This is a genomic window from Pseudomonas sp. NFX71, from assembly GCF_048079215.1.
In the GTDB taxonomy this organism is placed as follows: domain Bacteria; phylum Pseudomonadota; class Gammaproteobacteria; order Pseudomonadales; family Pseudomonadaceae; genus Aquipseudomonas; species Aquipseudomonas fluorescens_B.
The window spans coordinates 4,218,421-4,239,814 of the sequence record NZ_CP182230.1; the positions used below are offsets into that span (position 1 = coordinate 4,218,421).

The following is a 21,394-nucleotide window of genomic DNA, read 5'->3' on the forward strand; positions in this document are numbered from 1 at the left end:
GAGGGGGAGGGTCGAAAGTTCAGAGGTAATTGCTTCTAGACCGTCCGCCCAGCCTTTTTCTTACGCCCGCGAAATTAAAAATTCAGGAGTTGCGCGATGGGAGGCACCGCCACGGTCGCCGGCCGTGGTCGCAAACCCAAGCCAACGGCCAAGAAAGCACTGGCCGGAAATCCCGGCAAGCGTGCGCTGAACACAGCTGAGCCACAGTTTTCCAAGATCACTCAGATCGACCCGCCCGAATGGTTGAGTCCTCGGGCGGCAACCATGTGGAACATGATTGTCCCCGAGTTGCTGCGAGAGAACGTTGTCGCAATCACAGACCTGCACAACGTTGAGGCGTTCTGTAGCGCCTACGACAACTGGCGCATGGCGCAAGAATCTATCCAGGTACACGGCATTGTCGTTACCGGCGCCACCGGCGGACCGATGAAGAACCCAGCGCTGACCGCGGCCAACGAAACGATGCGCCAGATGGTCACCTTCGGCTCAATGCTCGGCCTCGATCCGGCCAGCCGCACCCGGCTGATAGGCGGCAACAAGGAGAAAGAGACCAACGAATTTGCCAACCTACTGAGATCCTGATGACCAAATCCCCGCACCCCAACGTCGACAAGGCGATGGCGTGGGGAAGGTCCGTCCTTCGTGGGAAGGTTCCGGCTTGCCGGTATGTCCACCAAGCAATCCAGCGTCACTTCGATGACGTGGCGGCGAGCCGCAAGCGCGGCTATCGCTACAAGTTTGATCCGGCCAAAGCCGAGAAGAAACTCAAGCTGATTCAGTTGCTGCCGCACACCAAAGGCGAGTGGGCGTTCAAGCGTCAGCTGATCACCCTGGAGCCGTGGCAACTATTTGGCTTGGCGGCCACGTTCGGCTGGGTCAAGAAGAAAGGCGGTCACCGCCGCTTCCGTGAAAGCTACTGGGAAGTGCCGCGCAAAAACGGCAAGTCGGTTGTGGCGGGCGGCGTGGGCATCAGCATGTTCGTTGCTGATGGCGAATTCGGCGCGGAAGTCTACGCCGGCGCCACCACTGAAAAGCAGGCTTGGGAAGTGTTCCGCCCGGCCAAACTGATGGTCAGCAAGTCGCCGATGTTGGTCCAGGCGGCAGGCATCGAAGTGAACGCTTCGAACATGAACATCCCTTCAGACTTCAGCCGCTTCGAGCCGCTGATTGGTAATCCGGGTGACGGGGCTTCGCCGAGCTGCGCAATCGTCGACGAATATCACGAGCATCCAACCTCGGCCCAGTACGACACCATGCTCACCGGTATGGGCGCCCGCCGTCAGCCGCTGATGTTCATCATCACCACAGCCGGCGCGGATATCGAGGGTCCGTGCTACGACAAGCGCCGCCAAGTGGTAGAGATGTTGGCGGGCACCGTCCCGGACGAAGAACTGTTTGGTTGGATCTGGACGCTCGATGAGGGTGATGACTGGACCGATCCCAAGATGCTGGCGAAGGCCAACCCGAATCATGGCGTGTCTGTATTTCAAGAGTATCTGGAGAGCCAGCAGGCCCGGGCAATACGCTCTGCGCGGTTCGCGAATACCTTCAAGACGAAGCACCTCAACCTTTGGGTCAGTGCGAAATCCGGCTACTACAACATGGAAAGTTGGAAGGCCTGCGAGGACACCACGCTCACGCTCGAACAGTTCGAGGGCCAGGAGTGGATTGCAGGTTTCGACTTGGCTCGCAAGCTCGACATGAACTCAAGGGCTCGCCTGTTCTGGCGGGTCATTGATGGCCGTACGCACTACTACAGCGTGGCGCCGAGGTTCTGGGTGCCGGAAGACACCGCTTTCAATAGCGACAACAAACGCATGTGCGAACGCTTCCAGGCCTGGATCAATGCCAGATACCTAGATGTGACTGAGGGCGCAGAGATCGATTATCGGGAGATCCTCGAGGACACGAAGGAAGCCAATCACCAGGCACCGGTGCGTGAATGTCCAATCGATCCATTTGGTGCTTCAGGACTCACGCATGCGCTGGACGATGAGGGCTTTAATCCGATCACGATCACGCAGAACTACACCAATATGTCGGACCCTATGAAGGAGCTTGAAGCCGCCATCGAGGCTGGTCGATTCCACCATGACGGCAACCCGATTATGACTTGGTGCATTGCCAACGTGATCGGCAAAAACCTGCCCGGTAATGACGACATCGTGCGACCGATCAAGCAGGGCGAAGACAACAAGATCGATGGCGCAGTCGCGTTAATCATGGCGATCGGCAGAGCTCTGATACTGGCCAACGACAACAGCGGCAACATCAGCGACTTCTTTTCAAAACCTATCATTGTTGGATAACTCACCCATGGACATAGGCCTGATCCTCTTCATCGTGGTGGCCACGGCCGCGCTGTGCCTGTTTATCGCCGGAGTTTTTGTCCTGGCTGGCCTCGGATGGTCCCTTATCGCCGGCGCGGTTTCGTTCTTGGCGGCCGCTGGGTTCATTCGCAAGGGGCTGACCAGTGAATAGACCCCTCAAATCTGTATTGCGTCAGGCCCTATTCAAGTCGGCGGAACCTGGTTTGGTTAAGTCCTCATTGGCAGGCTGGGTGGGCCGCCGTATAGGCCTTGGAGATGCGGCGTTTTGGAACGGTTTCTACGGCACCGATTCCGCGTCGGGAAAGACGGTCAGCCAGCAGACAGCGCTTCAGCTTTCGACGGTGTGGGCCTGCGTGCGACTCATTGCCGAGACCTTGGCCACGCTCCCGATCGCGCTTTACGAAGACAAAAATGGCGTTCCGGAGGTGGCAACATCTCACCCGGTTCACCGGGTTATCAGCTTGCAGCCGAACGCAGACCAGACGCCTGTCGAGTTCTGGGAATGTGTTGTAGCCAGCCTACTGTTGAGCGGTAACAGCTTCAATGAGCCTCACCTGGTGGGGCGTGATTTATCGTCGCTGGAGTTCATTCTTCCGCAGTCGGTTTCGCCACCCCGGCGCACGAGCAGCGGCGCGATCGAATACCGGTTCATCGACAGCGAGGGCAAGTCTCATACGCTGCTCGACGAGCAGATGATGCACACGCGGGGGTTCGGAACGGATCCCTTGTTCGGCTTGAGCCCTGTTGCCATGGGTCGCAATGTATTCGGCGCTGCGATGGCTGCCGATGAGTCGGCCAGCAAGATGTTCGCCAATGGGATGAAGCTTGGCGGCGTTCTATCAACCGACCAGATTCTTAACAAAGCACAGCGGGAAGACATCCGCGAGGACATGGCGGCCAAGTTCGCCGGCGCCGTGAACACCGGCAAGACGATGGTCCTGGAAGCAGGGATGAAATATCAGCAGGTGTCGATGAGCCCTGAGGATGCCCAAATGCTGCAAACCCGGGCCTTCAACGTCGAAGAGATCTGTCGGTGGTTTCGTGTTCCGCCTTGGATGGTCGGCCACACGTCGAACAGCACCAGCTGGGGCACGGGCATGGAGCAGCAGATGCTCGGCTTCCTGAGTTTCACGCTGTTGCCCTGGATGAAGCGCATCGAGCAGAGCATCAATCGTCGACTGTTGCGACCCGATGAGCGCCGCCGGTTCTATGCCAAGTTCAACCCGGAAGGATTGCTTCGTGCCGATAGCGCTGCTCGCGCGGCCTTTTACAGCTCGATGACCCAGAACGGTATCTACACCCGCGACGAGTGCCGGATCAAAGAGAATCTCGCGCCCAAAGGCGGCAACGCCGCACAGCTCACAGTTCAGTCAAACATGCTGCCGATCGACAAGCTCGGCGGTGATGCCGGAGATGCGCAACAAGCGCGTTCAGCGCTGATTGATTGGCTCAACGACAAGCCCAAAGGTAATTCTGAATGAACCGAAAAGACCAATCGGTGGCGGTGAAATACCGCTCATTCGACTACGACGTAAAGGCTGTCAGCGATGACGGCCTTTTTTCTGGCTACGGTTCCGTGTTTGGCGTCATAGACAGCTACAACGAAGTCGTCGCTCCGGGGGCTTTTCTGGAGTCCATCGCTGATCTTAAGGCGAAGGCACGGGCGCTGCCGGTTCTGTGGCAGCACCGCACCGCGGAGCCCATTGGCTCATGGTCAATGGACACCCTGAAAGAGGATGCCAAGGGCCTGTTCGGTGATGGAGAGCTCTGGCTGGCTGACGCGCCGTATGCGCGTATCGCCATGCGAGGAATGAAGTCCCGATCCATTACCGGGCTTTCAATCGGCTACTACGTTCGAGAATCCAGCTTCGACGAGAAAACCCGGATCCGGACCCTGACCAAGCTCGACCTGGTCGAGATTTCCATCGTGACAGTGCCGGCCAACGACGAGGCCCGAACCGACACGATCAAGTCGAAGCTGGCCCACGGCGGCCTGCCCTCACTTCCTGAATTTGAGCTGCTCCTGCGCGAGGCAGGCTTCTCGAAAACTCAGTCCGCGGTGATTGCCAATCGCGGATTGCAGCATCTGCTCCGGAGCGAGTCCGCGGGCGACCTGGCAGCAATTGAAGTCGTCGAGGCGCTTAAGTCGCGTCCCGCGCTGTCCCTCCCTTCGTTTTGAGGATCCACCATGCATAACGCCATGAGCAACCAGGCTCGCGCCGAAGACCGTCAGATGCACCGCAAGGAGCATGCAGACGACAAGATTCAGCTGAAAGCAGTCAATGATCTGCTCGATCAGCGCGACCAGGAGATCAAGGCTTTCGCCGAGAAAGCCAACAAGGAAATCAAAGAGCACGGCACCATCCTGACCGAGACCAAAACCATTCTGGATGGTCTGGTGAAGGACGGTCTGGCCCTGCAGGATCGCTTTCAAGATATCGAGCAGAAGCTGGCACGCCGCTTCGCCGCGAACGATCCGAGCGAGCAGAAGTCCGTCGGCGAACAGCTGTCGGATTCGGACGACTACCAAGCACTGACCACGAAAGGTCGCGGTATTGCGCGCCTGAATCTGAAGGCCGTCACCAATATCACCAGCGCCACCACTGGCACTGGCGGCGTCGGCGTGGGCATTCAGCCAACCCGCGTCGCGGGAATCATCACCGATCCTGAGCGTCAGTTCACGATTCGCGACCTGATCATGCCAGGCCGAACCGCCTCCAACGCGGTTGAGTTCGTTCAAGAAACCGGCTTCCAGAACATGGCAGCACCTCAGGCAGGCGAGGGCGCGCTGAAGGCTCAGTCCGACCTGTCGTTTGGCATGGTCACCACCACTGTCAAAACCATCGCTCACTGGTTCAAAGCATCGAAGCAGGTCCTGTCGGACATCCCGTTGCTGCAGAGCTACATCAACGGCCGCGCCATCTACGGCCTGAAGTACAAAGAAGAAGAGCAGATCCTCGCTGGTGACGGCACCGGGCAAAACTTGTTGGGCCTGATCCCGCAAGCCACCACTTTCAACGAAGCGCTGCGCAAGGCCGGCGACACCAAGATCGACACCCTGCGCCGCGCGATCCTGCAAGTACGGGTCGCTGAATACCGCGCCTCGGCCATCGCGCTCAACCCGGTGGATTGGGCCGATATCGAGCTGACCAAGGACAGCACCGGCTCGTACATCTGGGTCAACGTTCAAGAAGGCGGCGTCCAGCGTCTCTGGAAGTTGCCGGTGGTGGACAGCAACGCTGTACCTGAAGGCGAGTTCCTGGTGGGTGCAATGAACATCGCTGCCCAGGTGTTCGACCGCGAAGACGCAGCTGTCGAGGTTTCGACCGAAGACGGCGATAACTTCCGCACCAACATGGTCACCATCCGTGCCGAAGAGCGCCTGGCGCTGGCGGTGTACCGTCCGGAATCCTTCGTACACGGTGAGTTCGAAGACCCAACGCCTTAATTCCTCAATCAGCCAAGGAGCGCGCCCGGGTGACCGGGCGTGTGAGCCAATGCCCGATATCAAAGTGACAACCAAAAAAGGCTTTCTGAACGTGGGTCAGTACGTGAAGAAAGGCCGCGACATTACCGTCGATGAGTTCCGCGCCAAGGAATTGCATCGAAACGGTTTAATCGAGGATTTCGAAGTGAAGCAGGCGTCCGAACCCGAAAACAAACAGGCGAAGCAGCCAGACAATAAAGCGGTGCCGGTATCGGTATCGGCCACGAAGCCAAAGGGCGAAATCAAAAACAAGGCTGAATAACCATGAGCGTCATCGATATTGGTTTGGCGATGAAGCACCTGCGAGCAGAGTCTGAAGACACCGTTGATGTTCAGTCGAAACTCGATTCGGCAGAAGATGCTGCCGAACAGTACATGCAGCGCCGGATTTTTATTGATGACGCGGCTCTTCTCACAGCACGTACAGGCGTCCCGAATCTTCGAACACAGGCCAGGATTCTGCTCGATGCGGCACTGCTGCAGGCAGCTCTGATTGAAAACATCCAGGATCGGGAAATGGCTGAGTGCGATGCACAGACGCATTACCGAGAGGCGCTGGACGAGATTTCACGGGTCGCACGTGGTCTGGTTTTGAATAAATCGATTACGGCGGCATGCTTTCTGACGCTAGGCCACCTCTGGGCGAACCGCGAAGACAGCGTGACGGGGATCAACACATCATCCGTTATCGAGTTGCCACATGGCTCTCGCTCTCTTCTTGCTCCATATCGTGTGGAGATGGGGGTTTAGATGGCATACAGAGAGCTTGGCGCGGGCGAGCTGAACAAGCACGTTACGCTTCGACGGCGGGACGACATGCCGGCTGACGACATGGGCCTGGACTCTTTGTTTTCCGAGCTCAATCCGCGATGGGCGAAGATTGAACCAGTCGGTTCGGCCGTCTACACGGACAGCGCACAGACCGATAACAAAATCACCCACCGCATTTTCCTGCGCTTCCGAACAGGTATCACGACCGCTTACGAAGTCGTCCACAAAGGCACGCTGTATCGCGTGAAGCGCGGTTTCGACATGAACGGTCGCGGGCGGTTCGTCGTGCTGGAAGTCGAGGAGCTGGGCCTGCTTCAGGCGGGTGGGGGCATCTATGTCTAACTCGGCATCGATTGACGGTTACCTGCACGTCGAGGGCTTCGACAACTTTGAGCGCGATGCCTTTGATAAACGAAAGATCCGCGCCGGGATGCGCAAGGTTGGTCTTCTCATAACCCAGCGCGCACAGATGAACCTGGTCCTTGGGAAGGGCCAGGAGGGCTACCCAGTAAACCGCACCGGCACGACGGTCGAGTCGGTCAGCTTCAAGGTATCCCGCTCTGGATTCTTGGTCCGCATCTCTCCGACCAAGACCTCGGCCATGGAAGAGTTCTACCCGGCTTACCTGCACTACGGGGTAAAGAAGGGTCGGAAGCTCGGCAAGCTGGCGCCCGGTACTGGCAAAGGTAAGTCCAACCGTCGCGTTGCCGGTTCCAGAGCGGCAGCACTCGCCGAGCGTGCGTCAGGCGAATGGCGAATCAAGCCCCGCGATAACTACATGGCCGACGCGCTGCAGGACTCGGCTACGCAAGTTCAATCAATCCTCTCTGCTGCGTTCGCCGCTGCCCTGGGTTGACCCACGCAATTACGGACACCTTTATGAAACTGAATCCGCTCGTCGCGCACCTGCGGCAGGCTTGCCCGTCCTTTGCTGGAAGGGTAACTGGCGGCATCGACTGGGATGCTGTAGTCGAGAGTGCACAGTTGCCGCTTCCCGCTGCCTACGTGATTGCAACCGCTGATGCTGCCGCCCCGAGCAGGGCACAGAACATGGTGATCCAGGACATCACAGACCAGTTCAACGTGGTGATCGTGCTCGACACCTCAGACGAGCGAGGGCAGGCGGACAACGATTTGTTGCATGACATGCGTGCCGAGCTGTGGCGCGCCCTGATTGGGTTTATCCCATCGCACGAATACACACCCATCGAATACGGCAAAGGGGCGCTGCTGCACATCAGTCGCGCCCGTGTGGTTTACCAATTCACCTTCTTCAGCGAATTCCAGATTGGCCGCAACAGCGCCGATCAGCCAGCCGAAACGTGGCAAGAGCTGGAGCTCGACGGCCTCACCGGCTTTACAGGCGTCGATTTCAAAATGGATTGCATCGACCCCGCAGATCCGAACCTGCAACGACCCGGCCCGGATGGGCGCATTGAAGTGCATTTCTCAGGAGACGTTACACCATGACCAAGCGCATCACTGTGGTGCCGGCCAAAGGCCGCTCTGTGCCCGATCCGGAGGCCGGCGACTTGTTGCCTGTTGAAGGCCGGGAAGTTCCCGACAACGCCTGGTGGCGCCGCCGCCAAGCTGACGGCGACGTCAAGCTCAAGCTCAAGGATGTCGAAACCTCTACCACCAAGGCCGTAACCACGGCGAAACCTGAGGTGGCCAAATAATGCCTATCGGATTCAGCACCATCCCCGCCGATATCCGCGTCCCGCTGTTTTATGCGGAGATGGACAACTCGGCCGCGAACAGCGCGTCGTCGGCCATGCGTCGGCTGATCGTCGCTCAGGTCAACGACGACGCGACCAGCGAAAGCATTGGCCAGTTGGTTCTGGTGTCGAGCCTGGCACTGGCCAAAGACATCGGTGGCCAGGGTTCGATGCTCGCCGCCATGTACGAAGCCTGGCGCAAGATCGACCCAATCGGTGAAATCTGGTGCCTGCCCCTGATCAACGATACCGGCGAGTCGGCCTCGGCTACCGTCACCATCACCGGTGCTGCCACAGAGTCTGGCTTGCTGAACCTGTACGTCGGCGGCTTCCGTGTGCAGTCTGTCGTTCCTTCGGCGGCCACGCCCACAGTTGCGGCGGCTGCGCTCGCGGTGAAGATCAACGCCACGCCCGATTTGCCGGTTACGGCGATCGCCGCGGCCGGTGTCGTGACGCTGACCTGTAAATGGACCGGCGAAAGCGGCAACGACATCAGCATCGCCATGAATCGACTGGGCAAGTCCAACGGCGAGTTGACGCCGGCCGGATTGACCGTTGTTGCCACTCCGATGACCGCTGGTGTCGGCGCGCCCGACCAGGTTGATGCGATTGCGGCATTGGGTGACGAGCCTTTTGAATTCTTGTGCCAGCCTTGGACAGACACGACTTCGCTGAATGCCTGGAAGGATGCGATGGACGACAACGTCGGTCGCTGGAGCTGGGCCAAGCAGCTGTTCGGTCACGTCTACACCGCCAAGCGCGGCACCGTCGGCACACTGGTAGCAGCTGGCCAGGGCCGAAACGATCAGCACACCACCATTCAGGGCGTTGAGCCAGGCGTGCCGCAACCGGTGTGGGTGCAGGCTGCTGCGCTGGCTGCGCGAACCGCAGTGTTCATCTCTGCTGATGCTAGTCGTCTGACCCAGAGCGGCAGTATGCCTGGACTGGATCCGGCCCCGGCGAGCGAGCGCTTCACGCTGACCGAGCGCCAGTCGCTGTTGAACTACGGCATCGCAACCGCTTACTACGAAGGTGGCTATGTGCGCATCCAGCGCTCGGTTACCACCTACCAAAAGAATGCATTTGGCCAAGCGGACGACTCGTACCTTGATAGCGAGACTATGCACCAGTCGGCATACGTCATCCGGCGGATGCAGAGCATTGTCACCAGCAAGTACGGTCGCCACAAGCTCGCAAACGACGGGACGCGCTTTGGTGCCGGGCAGGCTATCGCAACGCCGAACACCTTTCGGGGCGAATTCATCGCCGAGTACTCCAAGCTCGCGCGTGATGGTCATGTCGAGAACGAGGAACTCTTCGCCGAGCATCTGGTGGTGGAGCGTGACCCGCAGAACCCGAGCCGGATCAATGTGCTGTTCCCACCTGACTACATTAATGGCCTGCGCGTCTTCGCGATGCTCAACCAGTTCCGTCTTCAGTACGACGCCGCGGCGTAACGCTGACCCAGTTCACCCAGCCCGCCGAGTGCGGGCTTTTTCATTCCAGAGGAAAAGACCATGGGTCAAAAAGTAGCGGGTACCGCCTACGTCAAAGTGGACGGTGCACAGTTGACCATAACCGGCGGCGCCGAAGCCCCGCTGATGGACGTGAAGCGGGAGACGGTTTACCCCGGCTTCTACAAGGAAGAAGAACTGCCGCCGTACTTGAAGATGACCGCCATCCTCGAGGAGGGATTCCCTATCAAGGCCATCACCAATGGTCGCGACATGACGGTCACCTGCGAATTCAACAACGGCCGGGTGTATGTGCTTTCCGGCGCCTACCTGGTCGACGAGCCTTCCTTCAAGGGCGATGACGGTACGGTTGAACTGCAATTCGATGGCATCAAAGGGAGCTGGCAATGAGTGATTCCGTGAAGTTGCAAGTTGCGATCGAGGCACACGGCGAGCCGCTGGCTGCGCTGAATCTGCGCCGCCCGACAGTGCAGGAAGTTCGTGCGATCAAGGCGTTGCCGTACAGGATCGACAAGAACGAGGAAGTCAGCCTCGACATGGACGTTGCGGCGAAATACATCGCGGTTTGCGCCGGGATCCCTCCGTCGTCGGTCAACCAACTGGACTTGGCCGACCTCAATGCCCTGAGTTGGCAGGTGGCCAGTTTTTTCATGAGCGCGGCATCGGCACCGTCGAGCAACTGATCGAGGTCGCGTATGACCTGGCTTGGTTCTGGAAGACCGACCCAGAGCTTCTGATGGCCCGGCCGCTGGATGTGCTCCTTGAATCATTGGAGCACGCCCAACGTATCAACCAATCCCAGCAGGTGTAGTGATGGCGGACAAGTTCCAGCTCAAGGCGTTGATCACCGGCGTCGACAAGCTGTCGCCGATGCTCGCCGGTACCCGCAAGAATGTTGCGGGCTTCATCAAGCAGTTGAACAACTCCGGCCTGGGTAAGATAAGTTTTTCGGAGGCTTTGCAGGGTGGTGCACTGGCCGCCCCATTCATTGCCGGCGCCCGTGCGGCGATTGAATTCGAAACGGCGATGGCCGACGTGAAGAAGGTCGTCGATTTCGACACCCTGGCGCAGTTCAAGCAGATGGGGCAGGACGTCCTCGATCTGTCGGAAAAAATGCCGATGGCTGCCAGTGGGATCGCGGCGATCGTTGCGGCGGGTGGGCAGGCCGGTTTCGCCCGAGGCGAGTTGAAGCAGTTCGCCGAAGACGCTGTGAAGATGGGTATTGCCTTCGACCAGACCGCCGAGCAATCGGGCGACATGATGGCCAAGTGGCGAACGTCCTTCAAACTCACGCAGCCTGAAGTGGTGAAGCTGGCTGATCAGATTAACTACCTCAGCAACGTCGGCCCGTCCTCGGCCGCTCAAATCTCCGACATCGTGACTCGCATCGGTCCGCTCGGCGCTATCGCCGGTTTGGCCTCGGGCCAGATCGCGGCCATGGGCGCGACCCTCGCGGGTGTAGGCGTGCCAAGTGAGGTCGCGGCCACCGGTATGAAGAACTTCATGCTGGCGCTGACCAAAGGTAGTTCTGCTACCAAACAGCAAGTGCAGGCGTTTAAGTCACTCCGACTTGATGTGAAGCAAGTCGCCAAGAATATGCAGAAGGATGCCCAAGGCACGATTGAAGACGTGTTGGCGCGCATCGCTAAAGTGGCCCCTGATAAACAGGCAGGCTTGCTGACCGAGTTGTTTGGCACTGAATCAGTGAGCGCCATTGCGCCGCTGCTCACGAACTTGGATTTGCTGAAGAAAAGTTTCAAGGATGTGGCCGATGGTTCTGGATTCGCCGGATCCATGCAGAAGGAATACAGCGCGCGGTCGGCCACCACGGCCAACGCGATGCAGTTGCTGCAGAACAAGGTCACGCGACTGGGCGTCGAAGTCGGCAGCGCCTTGCTGCCGCCGTTCAACGATTTCCTGACCCTCATCGGTCCTTTGGTTACTCAGTTGTCCAAATTGGCGGCTGAGCATCCCGGGCTGATCAAAGGTGTCATCGCCGCCGCACTGGCGTATGGCGTCCTGCGTGTAGCTGTGGTGGCGAGTACGGCGGCAATGACGCTGTTCAATGCTGTGACCAAAAAATCCATAGTCGGGTTGGTTATTCGTGGCATTGCCTTGGCCGCGGGCTTGCTGATCGCCAACTGGGAAAAGGTTGCCCCATTTTTTGAAAAAATGTGGGCGAAAGTGCAAGGCCCCGCCATGGTGTTCTGGGGTTGGATAAAACAGGCTTTCCAGTTCACCCCGATTGGGTTGGTGATTGCCAACTGGGAACCCCTGCTCAAGTTTTTCTCGGCGCTATGGGATGCGCTAGTGGCAGTCTCGGGACCGGTGATGGAATACATGAGCCACATGTTCGACTGGACCCCCCTGGGCATCATTATTCAAAATTGGGAGCCCATCGTGGGCTGGTTCCAGAAGTTGTGGGCCCGGCTGAAGCCTATCATCGAGCCGATCATGAAGTACTTTGGCGGCGGGGAGGGCGGCGAAGGGATCATCGCAACCGCAACCAACAAGGTGAATGCCTTCACCGAAGCTCAGCAGAAGCGCAATGCCGGCGCCGGCGGCGGTACGGGAGACCTGTTATCGGCCGATGCGGCGCAGACAGCACAGGCTCGACTGGCAGCCAATAACCAAACGTTCGGCATCGACAACAGCCGGCTGCTGAGCAAACCCGGGCAATTGCCGCCTTCCGGAAGCCTACTTCAGCAGACCGCCGCCACCAATGCGCAAAAGCTGAACGGCGAACTCAACATTAACCTGAACGGCGCACCGCCCGGTACAACGGTAGAGCGGCCGAAATCCAACCAGCCAGGGCTGAACATAAAGCCCAATGTTGGCACCCGCACCGTGGGCGTCATGAGGACGCAGTAAATGGCAGAAAGAACATGGCGAGACGAGTTGCTGCCGGCGTCCTTCCGGGGGATCAGTTTCTTGATTCCCCAAGCGTCGGTGCCGGTGGGCATGAAGGGTCAGCTGCATGAATTTCCGCAGCGTGATGAGCCGTACTTCGAACAGCTCGGAAAGCAATCCCAGGTACATCGGCTGACAATCTGGATCATCGGCGACGATTGTTTCGAGCGACGGGACAAGTTTCTGGAAGCCATCCAAACCCCAGGTGCCGGTGAACTGGTTCATCCGTGGCTTGGTCGCATGCAGGCCAAGGCCGGCGAAGCGGAAATGACTCACGACTTTCAGCAGGGCGGGATGGTCAGCCTGTTGGTGACGTTTTACCCGGACACCCCGCTGAAGTTTCCAGTCGCCAGGGTCAACAGCCAGCAGCAGGTGGTAAAGGCGTCCGAAAACTTTTGGGATTCAGCGCTGGCCCGGTACAAGTCGGCCATGGCGAAAGTGGATCAAGCCAGGCTCGGTTTGGCCCGCCTGCGCAATAGTTTGTCGGCGGTCTATACGGTGATTCAGCAACAGTTCGCACCGTTCGTGGCGGTCTTCACCAACCTGACAGGGCTGGCGCAATCGATCATGAACGCTCCGGATTCACTGTCGTCGCTGTTCTCCAGTTATTTCAGTGACTTCTCGGTGCAGGACTATCTCGGTGATGAATCGAGCTACCGCAACACGGTGGCCACGGCCAGCCAGCAAACCGAAGCAGTGACCAGCGTCAACACTGTCAGTCCGTTGGGCGGAGTCGATTCAGTAGCGGCCTCACAGGCCACCGCCGATCTGGTGCAAGACGCACTGCTTCTTCAAATCGCATTGATCGTGAGCGAGATGCCGATAGCCTCGCAGCCCGTATCAACGAATACGACGCCATCGGTCGAGCAGCAGGCCAATCAGCCATTCGTGCGCGCCGAAGTCCCGGTAGCTGATGATGTGCTTGAGCTACGCGACAACCTCAACGCGGCGATGCTTGAGGCGTCATTGAAAGCGGACTCGGCTCATTACGTGGTGCTGAACACCTTGCGTCAAACGGCAGTGAAGCACTTGACCGCCGTGGCTGCCTCGGGGGTTCGGCTGGTGGACATCACTCCACCTGAAACCCTGTCGGCTTTGGTCCTGGCGTATCGAAGATTTGGTGATGCCACTCGCGAGTCAGAGGTCGTGCAGCGCAATCGCATCCGTCACCCGGGCTTTATTCCGGCGGTGCCGATCAAGATCGCCCAGAGGTAACCCATGCTTGAAGACGAAAACACCGTCACGCTGACAGCTGACGGTTCGGATTACTCTGGCTGGAAATCGGTGGAGATTACGCCAGGGCTCGAAGACCAGGCGCGGTCGTTCAATCTGAGCATCACTTGGAAGTGGCTAGGCCAGGACATTGGCCGGCCAATCCGTGAAGGTGCGAAATGTCAGATCCGCATCGGGGATGACCTGGTGCTGACCGGCTGGGTGTTCGCCTCTCCCATCGACTACGACGACAAGAAAATCACAATGTCCATCAGCGGTAGGTCGCTGACCGCCGATCTGGTGGACAGTGCAGCGATCAACGAGCCGGGGCAGTGGAACAACCAGAGCGTGCTGTCGATCGTCACCGCATTGGCAGCACCCTACAACATCAAGGTGCGCAGCGAGATCCCGGAAAGCGCCAAGCTCTCGGACCACACCATTGAACCGGGCGAGACGGTATTTGAATCCATTGACCGGCTGCTGACGCTGTTTCGCGTTTTCTCAACCGACGATGCCACCGGCATGGTGGTGCTGGCTCGGCCGGGCAGCGAGGGACGCGCCTTCGATAATTTGGAAGTTGGTAAGAACATCCTCACAGGCAGCGCCGGCCTGGACTTCTCAGCCGTCTTTTCCGAATACCGCGTATTGGGCCAGAAGAGCGGTACCGACGAAGAGTTTGGCGCCGACGCAGCAGAAGTATCGGCCACTGTCACTGACAATCGAGTGACCCGCCGTCGCGTAATGGTCATCCAGCAATCTGGGCAGCTGACTCAGGAACTGGCACAGGCCAGGGCGAATTGGGAAAGCGTTACTCGGATGGGCAAGGCGCTCACCACCACTTACACCGTACAGGGCTGGCGACAGACCAATGGCGCGCTCTGGAAACACAACATGTTGGTTCGAGTCATCGACCCAATCATCGGGTTCGACCGTTGGATGCTCATTGCCCGGGTGACCTACGTCCTCAGCGAGGTTGGCATGATCACCAGGATGGAGGTCGGCCCTCCGGACAGCTTTGAACCTGAACCGAACGACTCGCTGAAGAACCGCAAGCTGAAGAAAGGCGGCAAGGGCGACAACTTCGAATACCTCATCCCCGCAGACTACGAGCCCACCCAATGAGCCTGAAAAGCATGATGGTCCGCGGCACCGTGGTGCTGGCGGCTGCCGGGAAAATGATGCAGACCCTGCAGGTACGGTTGACTGCCGGCGAGCTAAAGGACGGCGCCGAGCACTTCGAGCCTTACGGTTACACCAGTAACCCGTTAGCGGGTGCGGAGGTGCTGACAGCCTTTCTCGGCGGTGACCGGTCCCACGCCGTCGTGCTGGTGGCATCTGATCGTCGGTACCGGATCAAAGAGTTGAAGCCTGGGGAGGTGGCGATCTACACGGATGAGGGTGACAAGGTTCACTTCAAGCGCGGACGGATCATCGACATCGAAACCGAAACGCTGAACATCAAGGCCACCAACTCCGTGAACTTCGACACTCCGACAATTACCCAGACGGGTCAGATCGTCTCCCAAGGTGATCAGGTCGCCGGCGGCGTCAGTCTGATCAATCACCCGCACAGCAATGTGGAAATGGGTGATGACCAAAGCGGTCCGCCTGTTCCGGAGGCCGGATGATTATTTCCAATACAGTCGAAGCCAGCCTGATCCGTGCCGTGATGATCAGCCTGTACACCTGGCGCCGCGCGGCGTCTGACGACCCTGTCGATGACGAAGAGTTGTACGGCTGGTGGGGCGACAGTTACCCCGCGGTTGCCGACGACCGCATCGGCTCTCGCCTGTGGTTGCTTCGCCGCGTGAAGCTGACGCCAGCCACCCAACGAGATGCTGAGTTCTACGCCGAAGAAGCGCTGCGCTGGCTGCTCGATGATGGCCATGTGATCGGTATCGAAATCAGCAGCGAGAAGGCCGACATCAGCAGGCTCAACCTGATTGTGATCCTGACGATCACTGGCGGCGCTCGGCTGGAAATCAAACCCACCACTGCATGGCAGGTGATTTATGCCGTTTGACACACCTTCATTGCCAGTGCTGATCGATCGCACTCAAAGCGACTTGGCCAGCGATGCGCTGCGCCGCTCCGATGCTCAGGTGCTTGCTCGTACCCTGTCCGGCACAGCCTATGGTCTGTACGGCTACATGGACTGGATCGTTGACCAGATCCTGCCCGACCGGGCGGATGAAGAAACTTTGGAGCGTGTGGCCGCTCTGCGGCTGAACCAGCCTCGGATCCCGGCCCAGCCCGCCGAAGGCGGCGTCAGTTTCACGGCGGCTGCTTTCGCAGTTCTTGACACCGATGTCGTCTTGCAAGCCAGTGATGGTCGGGCCTACAGAGTCACCGCAGGAATCACGACCGTTGCAGGGGTTAACACTGCGATGATCGCGGCAGTGGATGCGGGTGTCTTGGGTAATGCCGACGCAGGCTTGACCATGAGGCTTGTTCAGCCAGTCGAGGGTGTCGTGAACGCCTTCACTGTGGTGGCGCCAGGGCTTGTCGGTGGCATCGCTCAAGAAAGCGTGGAGTCACTACGCGCTCGCGTCGTCCGTTCGTACCGCGTGATTCCGCACGGAGGGTCGGCTGACGATTACGAAACCTGGGCACTTGAGGTTCCAGGAGTTACACGCGCCTGGTGTCGGCGCAATTACCTGGGGCCAGGTACCGTCGGCTTGTTCGTGATGCGTGATGGTGATGCTGAGCCGGTACCGAACCCGGCTCAATTGGCCGAGGTTAAGGCCTACATCGAGCAGCCGAATGTGCGTCCGGTCACCGCTGAACTGTATGTGCTGGCGCCCGTTGAGGTGCCGGTTCTTTACAGCATTCATGCGGTGCCAGACACCACCACTGTGCGCGCCGCCATCCAGGCGCAGTTGATCGACTTGCACGATCGTGAAGCAGGCCTGGGTGAAACCTTGCTGTTGACTCACATAGCCGAGGCGATCAGCGGATCTTCTGGTGAAACTGATCATGACCTGATTGCACCGGCGGCGGATGTCGTTCCGGCCGGCAATCAACTGCTGACGTTCGGGGGTATCACATGGATGTGATCCGAACCGCCGAAGAGTACCGCTTACAACTGCAGGGCCTGCTGCCTTCTGGGCCTGCCTGGGACCCTGATCTTGTTCCGGAGGTGTCCAGAGTGTTGGGTGGCGTCGCCGTAGAGTTCGCGCGCCTCGATGCTCGGGCTGTCGACCTTCTGAACGAGATGGACCCGGCTGGAGTGAGCGAGCTGGTACCAGACTGGGAATCAATCATGGGCCTGCCGGACGACTGCCTTGGGTCGAACCCCGCTTTTGAAGATCGCCGTCTGGCGGTTCGCCGGCGGCTGGTAGAGGTAGGCGGTCAGAGTCGGTCCTACTTTATTGAAATCGCCGTCAGCCAGGGCTACCCGAACGCCACAATCACTGAACACCGAGCGCCCCGTATGGGGCGTTCTCGTTTTGGCTTGGCTCGTTTCGGCACCTGGAACGCGCAGTTTATGTGGACGCTCAACACCGGAGGCAGGCAAAGGCAGGGGCGGCGCTTCGGTGTCAGCTACTGGGGCGAACGCTTCGGAGTGAACCCGGGCAATGCTCTCGAGTGCCTGATCCGTCGGCCAGCGCCGGCACACACCGTTGTGCAAATCAATTACGACTGAGGAGTAAGAACGTGGATTTTCCGATAAGTGTGCCCGGCATTGGGCTGGTTGATGGAAAGTTTATCGATGAGGACGCGCTGGCAGGTACGCCTGGCTCGCTGATTCCGTCGGCATGGGGCAATGCAATTACGCTCGAAGTCCTCAACGTGATCAATGCCGCCGGGTTGGCTCCCAGCGAGGCGGATTTGACCCAGCTGCTGCAGGCCATCCGGCTGATCGGTCAGACGGCGGCCGGCAACTTTGCCGCCGATACCGGTGCGGCCAATGCCTACGAGGTGGCGTACAGCCCCGCCGTGGCGGCGCTGATTGACGGCCTGGTACTGCGCTTCAAGGCCAAAGCCGGCAACTCCGGGGCGAGTACCTTTAGCCCGAATGGGTTAACCGCGCGGCCCATCGTCGGCCTGGGTTTGCTGGCCTTGCAGGGCAATGAAATTGCCGTGAATGGTTTGTGCACCGTGGTCTGGTCGGCGACCCTCAATTCGTGGGTCCTGGTGCAAAACAGCGGCGGCCCTGTGCAAGTTTCGCCCGCAACCCGGGCCGCGCACGCCGTCACCGCTGACCAACTTCAGCAGCAAGCAATGACTGCGTTTACGACTTCGGGCGCCGGTCCGGCCTTTACGCTTTCGCCTTTGCCGTTGCTCGCAGCATATGCCGCCAACCAGCGCTTTCGCGTGAAGTTCGGCGCCGCAAGCACGGGGGCGGACACGCTGAATATCTCCGGTCGGGGCGCCAAGAGCCTAAAGCAGTACGACGCAAGCGGTGCGAAAGTCGCCGCAGTGTTCGCGGCCAACCAGCTTTCTGACGTCGAGTACGATGGCGTGGACATGGTTCTGCTCAATCCACTCCCGAGTTCCACCTTGCTCCCGTACAACTATTTTTCTGGTTTTCTGCTTGCGAACAATGCTGTCGCCCCGAACACCACCGTTGACGTGGCAGCTGGCATCGCTCGCGACACTACAGACTCGGTCAGCATCAAGTTATCCAGCACAATACGGGGTGTACTCCAGGCTTCGGGGAGCTGGGCTGCTGGCGACAACCAGAACAAATTGGATACCGGTGCCAAGGCGATCAACACGTGTTATCACGTATTCGCCATCAGAAAGATCAGTGATGGCACGGGCGATATCGTTTTTAGCCTGTCTCCTACTGCGCCAACTATGCCGACAGGCTATTCCGGGTTTCGCAGGATTTCCGCCGTCCTTACGAACGCTAGCGGCAATATCATTCCGTTCACCAACGTTGGACCGTATTTCACATGGAAAGACCCGATAGTTGACGTGAACACCGCGGCTACGCAGCTTACTCCGGCGCTGTTTACCTTGAGTGTTCCAACCGGTGTAAACACCATGGCTCGTTTTGGGGTTGGTGGGTACGCGGGAGGTTCTGATATCGGGTTGACGTATACGCCAGTTAGCTCGAACAACATCCCGAATGGAGGGACTAGCAGCTATCTCGGTGGACTCTCTATTGCAACGACAGCTACGGATAACGGCGCCGGTATGAACACGGAATGTATTGCAGAAGGGGGCCAAATTCGTGGCACGAGTGTTAACAGATTGTTGATTGTCACCTTTGGTTGGATGGAGATCCGCTAATGCCATACGTACAACGAGATGACGATAATCATGTCGTCGGTCTATACGCCAGACTGCAGCCGGGCTTTGCGGAAGAGTGGATGGATGATCCGGTAGAGCTATGGGTGCCACCACCGACCGAGGCTGAAATTTTGGCTGCGCAAAGTCTGAAGCTACAGGGGTTTACCCAGCAGGCATCGGCGCAAAAGAATGCCCTTACTGAGCGAATCAGCCAAATAAATGATGCTATTGATTTTGGCGACCCTAGTCAGACCGAGCTTTCAGAGCTTCCATTGCGCCAGGCTCAACTAGCAGCATGGAGACGTTATTCGACACTGCTGGGTCGAGTAACGGAACAGGATGGGTGGTATGCGACTGTAGTGTGGCCAGAGCAGCCAGCCGAAGGCATGGACCTCGCAGTATTGGCGTCGACACCGCTATCGGCCTGACTCTAAAGATCTCGTTATACGCCCGCATCGTGCGGGTTTTTTTTCGCCTGGAGAAAAGTTATGCCCGTAATTGAGAAGGATCGCGACATCTTCGCGCGCACTCTTTGGGGCGAGGCGCGCGGCGAAAGCCTGACCGGCCAGATCGCAGTGGCCTGGATCATCCGCAACCGTGTTTTCGATGGCAAGGATAAATCCTGGTGGGGCGAAGGGTATGCCGGCGTGTGCCAGAAGCCCTACCAGTTCAGCTGCTGGAACAGGAGCGACCCCAACTTTGCCTACCTGAGTGGCGCGAAGGCGATTCCGTTCCGCGAATTGGCTCAAGCTCGGATCGCCGCTGACCAGGTGATTGACGGAAAGGTGCCAGATCCCACCGGTGGCGCCACGCACTACTACGCGACCACCATGCCTAAAGCCCCGGTCTGGGCGAAGGGCGCCAGGCAGACGTTGAAGCTTGGTCACCACGTCTTCTTCAAGGATGTGCCGTGATGACTGCGGCGCAGAAGCTGATTGCTCTGCTGGTGTTGGTCGCGGTGCTGATGACCGGCGCCGCGGCTGGCACATGGAAGGTTCAAGATTGGCGCTACGGCAGGCAGGTCGCCGAGCAGGCCCGGCTGCATCAAGGTGACATGACCGCCATCAGCAACGCCGCGGCCGCCCAGGTCCGCGCGGATCAGGACAAGCGCCTGGCACTAGAGCAGCGCCTGTCGGTCAGCGACCAAACCCACCACAAGGAACTGAGCGATGCTCAAACTTATCAGGCTCGCCTGCGCGATCGCCTTGCCACTTCTGAGCTCAGGCTGTCAGTCCTCCTCGACGCGGATTCAGCCGGCGCCTGTTCAGTGCCAGCCGGTACCGCAGCCGTCGGCGTGGTTCATGGAGGAGCGCGCGTCCGACTTGACCCAGCGCATGCTCAACGAATTATTGGAATCACCGACGCAGGCGACCAAGGACTGATCGCTTTGGCTGCTTGTCAGGCGTACGTGCGGGAAATATCTCGCCGATGAGGGAAAGGAAATGAATTGTGCCAGCGATTACACTATTCCTGTGACTTTCCACCGGCGATAACGATATGTTCCTCCTTTTGGACCTGAACTTTCACATGTTTTAAAGATTGTTTTTACAAACCATACAGTGTCAGTGTCATAGACATCCACCGCCATCACGCGAGCTGAATTCTCAGCTGCCTGCTTGTCGTCATGCCATTCAGTTTCTAACTCTTCACCGGATGTTGTTTTTTGTGGGCCGCCATAATTTATACTTACCAGCCGAACTTGAGAAATCCTAGATAGTCTTTTCCTTTGACGTTCAACCTTAGCGTCGTGTGCCTCGGTAAGTTCATGGTCTCGCTGTCGTACGGCAAGCGTGCAGGAGCTAGAACAGGTAAGTCCGGCAGACCTCAATGTTGTTTGATCACGAAATATTTTCGGCATTGAAGTTCCGCAAGCACTACATAAAACTTTTTTGCAATTTATGCAGTTATGTGTCCATTTCATGCGCTTGTTACAAAGCGAGCATTCTCGACCGAGCTTGTATCCCGCATATCCGATGACACTTGCCGCACCAGCGATGATGTATGGCAGCATGCCTACCTCCATTTATGACATTTATCGCAGAATTGTAGAGCTTTGAGTGGCCTTCCGCTATTACGAAGTGATCATTCAAGGTTGGGCGCTCATGGCTGCGGTTCATCAGTACCAACTCTATGCGCTCGGCGGTCTGGCTCATTCGCTACACTAAACAGGCTGGCCAGGTTACGAATGCCTTGCGTTCGTCGGTCCAGAATCGAGATCCGGCACTGATACCTCGGTTTGACCCTGTCCGA

Annotated in this window: 27 protein-coding genes; 26 read left to right on the forward strand and 1 reads right to left on the reverse strand. The window is 58.4% G+C overall.

The window, feature by feature from the left end:
- The first annotated feature begins 96 nt into the window (after window positions 1-96).
- The 26 genes from ACM1ZW_RS19655 to ACM1ZW_RS19780 all read left to right on the forward strand — a co-directional run bounded on the left by ACM1ZW_RS19655 (window position 97) and on the right by ACM1ZW_RS19780 (window position 20,576).
- The gene (locus ACM1ZW_RS19655) at window positions 97-582 is read left to right on the forward strand and encodes a phage terminase small subunit P27 family (protein ID WP_416739078.1); all 486 of its coding nucleotides are present in this window, start codon (window positions 97-99) and stop codon (window positions 580-582) included.
- Complete coding sequence (locus ACM1ZW_RS19660) at window positions 582-2,309, forward strand: terminase large subunit (RefSeq protein WP_416739079.1); 1,728 nt, start codon at window positions 582-584, stop codon at window positions 2,307-2,309. Before ACM1ZW_RS19655 ends, ACM1ZW_RS19660 begins: the two co-directional genes overlap by 1 nt.
- A 7-nt stretch (window positions 2,310-2,316) precedes the next feature.
- Window positions 2,317-2,481: a hypothetical protein gene (locus ACM1ZW_RS19665; RefSeq protein ID WP_416739080.1), complete on the forward strand. Its 165-nt coding sequence runs from the start codon at window positions 2,317-2,319 to the stop codon at window positions 2,479-2,481.
- Complete coding sequence (locus ACM1ZW_RS19670; protein ID WP_416739081.1) at window positions 2,474-3,811, forward strand: phage portal protein; 1,338 nt, start codon at window positions 2,474-2,476, stop codon at window positions 3,809-3,811. Before ACM1ZW_RS19665 ends, ACM1ZW_RS19670 begins: the two co-directional genes overlap by 8 nt.
- Entirely contained in the window at window positions 3,808-4,509 is a 702-nt protein-coding gene (locus ACM1ZW_RS19675; protein ID WP_416739082.1) for an HK97 family phage prohead protease, read from the forward strand. The genes ACM1ZW_RS19670 and ACM1ZW_RS19675 overlap by 4 nt, the downstream gene beginning before the upstream one ends.
- Window positions 4,510-4,518: 9 nt before the next feature.
- Window positions 4,519-5,778, forward strand: a complete 1,260-nt coding sequence (locus tag ACM1ZW_RS19680) for a phage major capsid protein (protein WP_416739083.1) — start codon at window positions 4,519-4,521, stop codon at window positions 5,776-5,778.
- 49 nt (window positions 5,779-5,827) lie between these two features.
- On the forward strand, window positions 5,828-6,079 hold the full coding sequence (locus ACM1ZW_RS19685) for a hypothetical protein (RefSeq protein ID WP_416739084.1): 252 nt from the start codon (window positions 5,828-5,830) through the stop codon (window positions 6,077-6,079).
- 2 nt (window positions 6,080-6,081) lie between these two features.
- On the forward strand, window positions 6,082-6,567 hold the full coding sequence (locus tag ACM1ZW_RS19690) for a head-tail connector protein (protein WP_416739085.1): 486 nt from the start codon (window positions 6,082-6,084) through the stop codon (window positions 6,565-6,567).
- Window positions 6,568-6,930 carry a phage head closure protein gene (locus ACM1ZW_RS19695; protein ID WP_416739086.1) on the forward strand — a complete coding sequence of 121 codons (363 nt, stop codon included), beginning with the start codon at window positions 6,568-6,570 and terminating at the stop codon, window positions 6,928-6,930.
- Window positions 6,923-7,444: a hypothetical protein gene (locus tag ACM1ZW_RS19700; protein ID WP_416739087.1), complete on the forward strand. Its 522-nt coding sequence runs from the start codon at window positions 6,923-6,925 to the stop codon at window positions 7,442-7,444. Before ACM1ZW_RS19695 ends, ACM1ZW_RS19700 begins: the two co-directional genes overlap by 8 nt.
- Before the next feature lie 23 nt (window positions 7,445-7,467).
- The gene (locus tag ACM1ZW_RS19705; protein ID WP_416739088.1) at window positions 7,468-8,058 is read left to right on the forward strand and encodes a hypothetical protein; all 591 of its coding nucleotides are present in this window, start codon (window positions 7,468-7,470) and stop codon (window positions 8,056-8,058) included.
- A complete protein-coding gene (locus ACM1ZW_RS19710) occupies window positions 8,055-8,267 on the forward strand; it encodes a DUF2635 domain-containing protein (RefSeq protein WP_416739089.1) in 213 nt (70 codons plus the stop codon). The genes ACM1ZW_RS19705 and ACM1ZW_RS19710 overlap by 4 nt, the downstream gene beginning before the upstream one ends.
- Window positions 8,267-9,763 carry a phage tail sheath subtilisin-like domain-containing protein gene (locus tag ACM1ZW_RS19715; protein ID WP_416739090.1) on the forward strand — a complete coding sequence of 499 codons (1,497 nt, stop codon included), beginning with the start codon at window positions 8,267-8,269 and terminating at the stop codon, window positions 9,761-9,763. Before ACM1ZW_RS19710 ends, ACM1ZW_RS19715 begins: the two co-directional genes overlap by 1 nt.
- Window positions 9,764-9,823: 60 nt before the next feature.
- Window positions 9,824-10,171, forward strand: a complete 348-nt coding sequence (locus ACM1ZW_RS19720; protein ID WP_416739091.1) for a phage tail tube protein — start codon at window positions 9,824-9,826, stop codon at window positions 10,169-10,171.
- Complete coding sequence (locus tag ACM1ZW_RS19725; protein ID WP_416739092.1) at window positions 10,168-10,464, forward strand: phage tail assembly protein; 297 nt, start codon at window positions 10,168-10,170, stop codon at window positions 10,462-10,464. The genes ACM1ZW_RS19720 and ACM1ZW_RS19725 overlap by 4 nt, the downstream gene beginning before the upstream one ends.
- Window positions 10,465-10,594: 130 nt before the next feature.
- Window positions 10,595-12,652 (forward strand): phage tail tape measure protein, encoded by a 2,058-nt coding sequence (locus ACM1ZW_RS19730; RefSeq protein WP_416739093.1) that lies wholly within the window; start codon window positions 10,595-10,597, stop codon window positions 12,650-12,652.
- Window positions 12,653-13,906, forward strand: a complete 1,254-nt coding sequence (locus ACM1ZW_RS19735) for a DNA circularization protein (RefSeq protein WP_416739094.1) — start codon at window positions 12,653-12,655, stop codon at window positions 13,904-13,906.
- Window positions 13,907-13,909: 3 nt separating this feature from the next.
- The gene (locus tag ACM1ZW_RS19740) at window positions 13,910-15,025 is read left to right on the forward strand and encodes a phage baseplate assembly protein (RefSeq protein ID WP_416739095.1); all 1,116 of its coding nucleotides are present in this window, start codon (window positions 13,910-13,912) and stop codon (window positions 15,023-15,025) included.
- Window positions 15,022-15,531, forward strand: coding sequence for a phage baseplate assembly protein V (locus ACM1ZW_RS19745; RefSeq protein WP_416739096.1), 510 nt, complete (start codon window positions 15,022-15,024; stop codon window positions 15,529-15,531). Before ACM1ZW_RS19740 ends, ACM1ZW_RS19745 begins: the two co-directional genes overlap by 4 nt.
- Complete coding sequence (locus tag ACM1ZW_RS19750) at window positions 15,528-15,926, forward strand: phage GP46 family protein (RefSeq protein WP_416739097.1); 399 nt, start codon at window positions 15,528-15,530, stop codon at window positions 15,924-15,926. The genes ACM1ZW_RS19745 and ACM1ZW_RS19750 overlap by 4 nt, the downstream gene beginning before the upstream one ends.
- Window positions 15,916-16,959, forward strand: coding sequence for a baseplate J/gp47 family protein (locus ACM1ZW_RS19755; protein WP_416739098.1), 1,044 nt, complete (start codon window positions 15,916-15,918; stop codon window positions 16,957-16,959). Before ACM1ZW_RS19750 ends, ACM1ZW_RS19755 begins: the two co-directional genes overlap by 11 nt.
- Entirely contained in the window at window positions 16,950-17,549 is a 600-nt protein-coding gene (locus tag ACM1ZW_RS19760; protein WP_416739099.1) for a YmfQ family protein, read from the forward strand. The genes ACM1ZW_RS19755 and ACM1ZW_RS19760 overlap by 10 nt, the downstream gene beginning before the upstream one ends.
- A gap of 11 nt (window positions 17,550-17,560) precedes the next feature.
- Window positions 17,561-19,144 (forward strand): hypothetical protein, encoded by a 1,584-nt coding sequence (locus ACM1ZW_RS19765; RefSeq protein ID WP_416739100.1) that lies wholly within the window; start codon window positions 17,561-17,563, stop codon window positions 19,142-19,144.
- Window positions 19,144-19,572, forward strand: coding sequence for a tail fiber assembly protein (locus ACM1ZW_RS19770; RefSeq protein WP_416739101.1), 429 nt, complete (start codon window positions 19,144-19,146; stop codon window positions 19,570-19,572). The genes ACM1ZW_RS19765 and ACM1ZW_RS19770 overlap by 1 nt, the downstream gene beginning before the upstream one ends.
- 60 nt (window positions 19,573-19,632) lie before the next feature.
- A complete protein-coding gene (locus ACM1ZW_RS19775; protein WP_416739102.1) occupies window positions 19,633-20,058 on the forward strand; it encodes a cell wall hydrolase in 426 nt (141 codons plus the stop codon).
- The gene (locus tag ACM1ZW_RS19780; RefSeq protein WP_416739103.1) at window positions 20,058-20,576 is read left to right on the forward strand and encodes a lysis protein; all 519 of its coding nucleotides are present in this window, start codon (window positions 20,058-20,060) and stop codon (window positions 20,574-20,576) included. Before ACM1ZW_RS19775 ends, ACM1ZW_RS19780 begins: the two co-directional genes overlap by 1 nt.
- A 27-nt stretch (window positions 20,577-20,603) precedes the next feature.
- Here ACM1ZW_RS19780 and ACM1ZW_RS19785 read toward each other — a convergent pair whose 3' ends face one another.
- Window positions 20,604-21,155, reverse strand: a complete 552-nt coding sequence (locus ACM1ZW_RS19785; RefSeq protein ID WP_416739104.1) for a hypothetical protein — start codon at window positions 21,153-21,155, stop codon at window positions 20,604-20,606.
- Window positions 21,156-21,394: the final 239 nt, after the last annotated feature.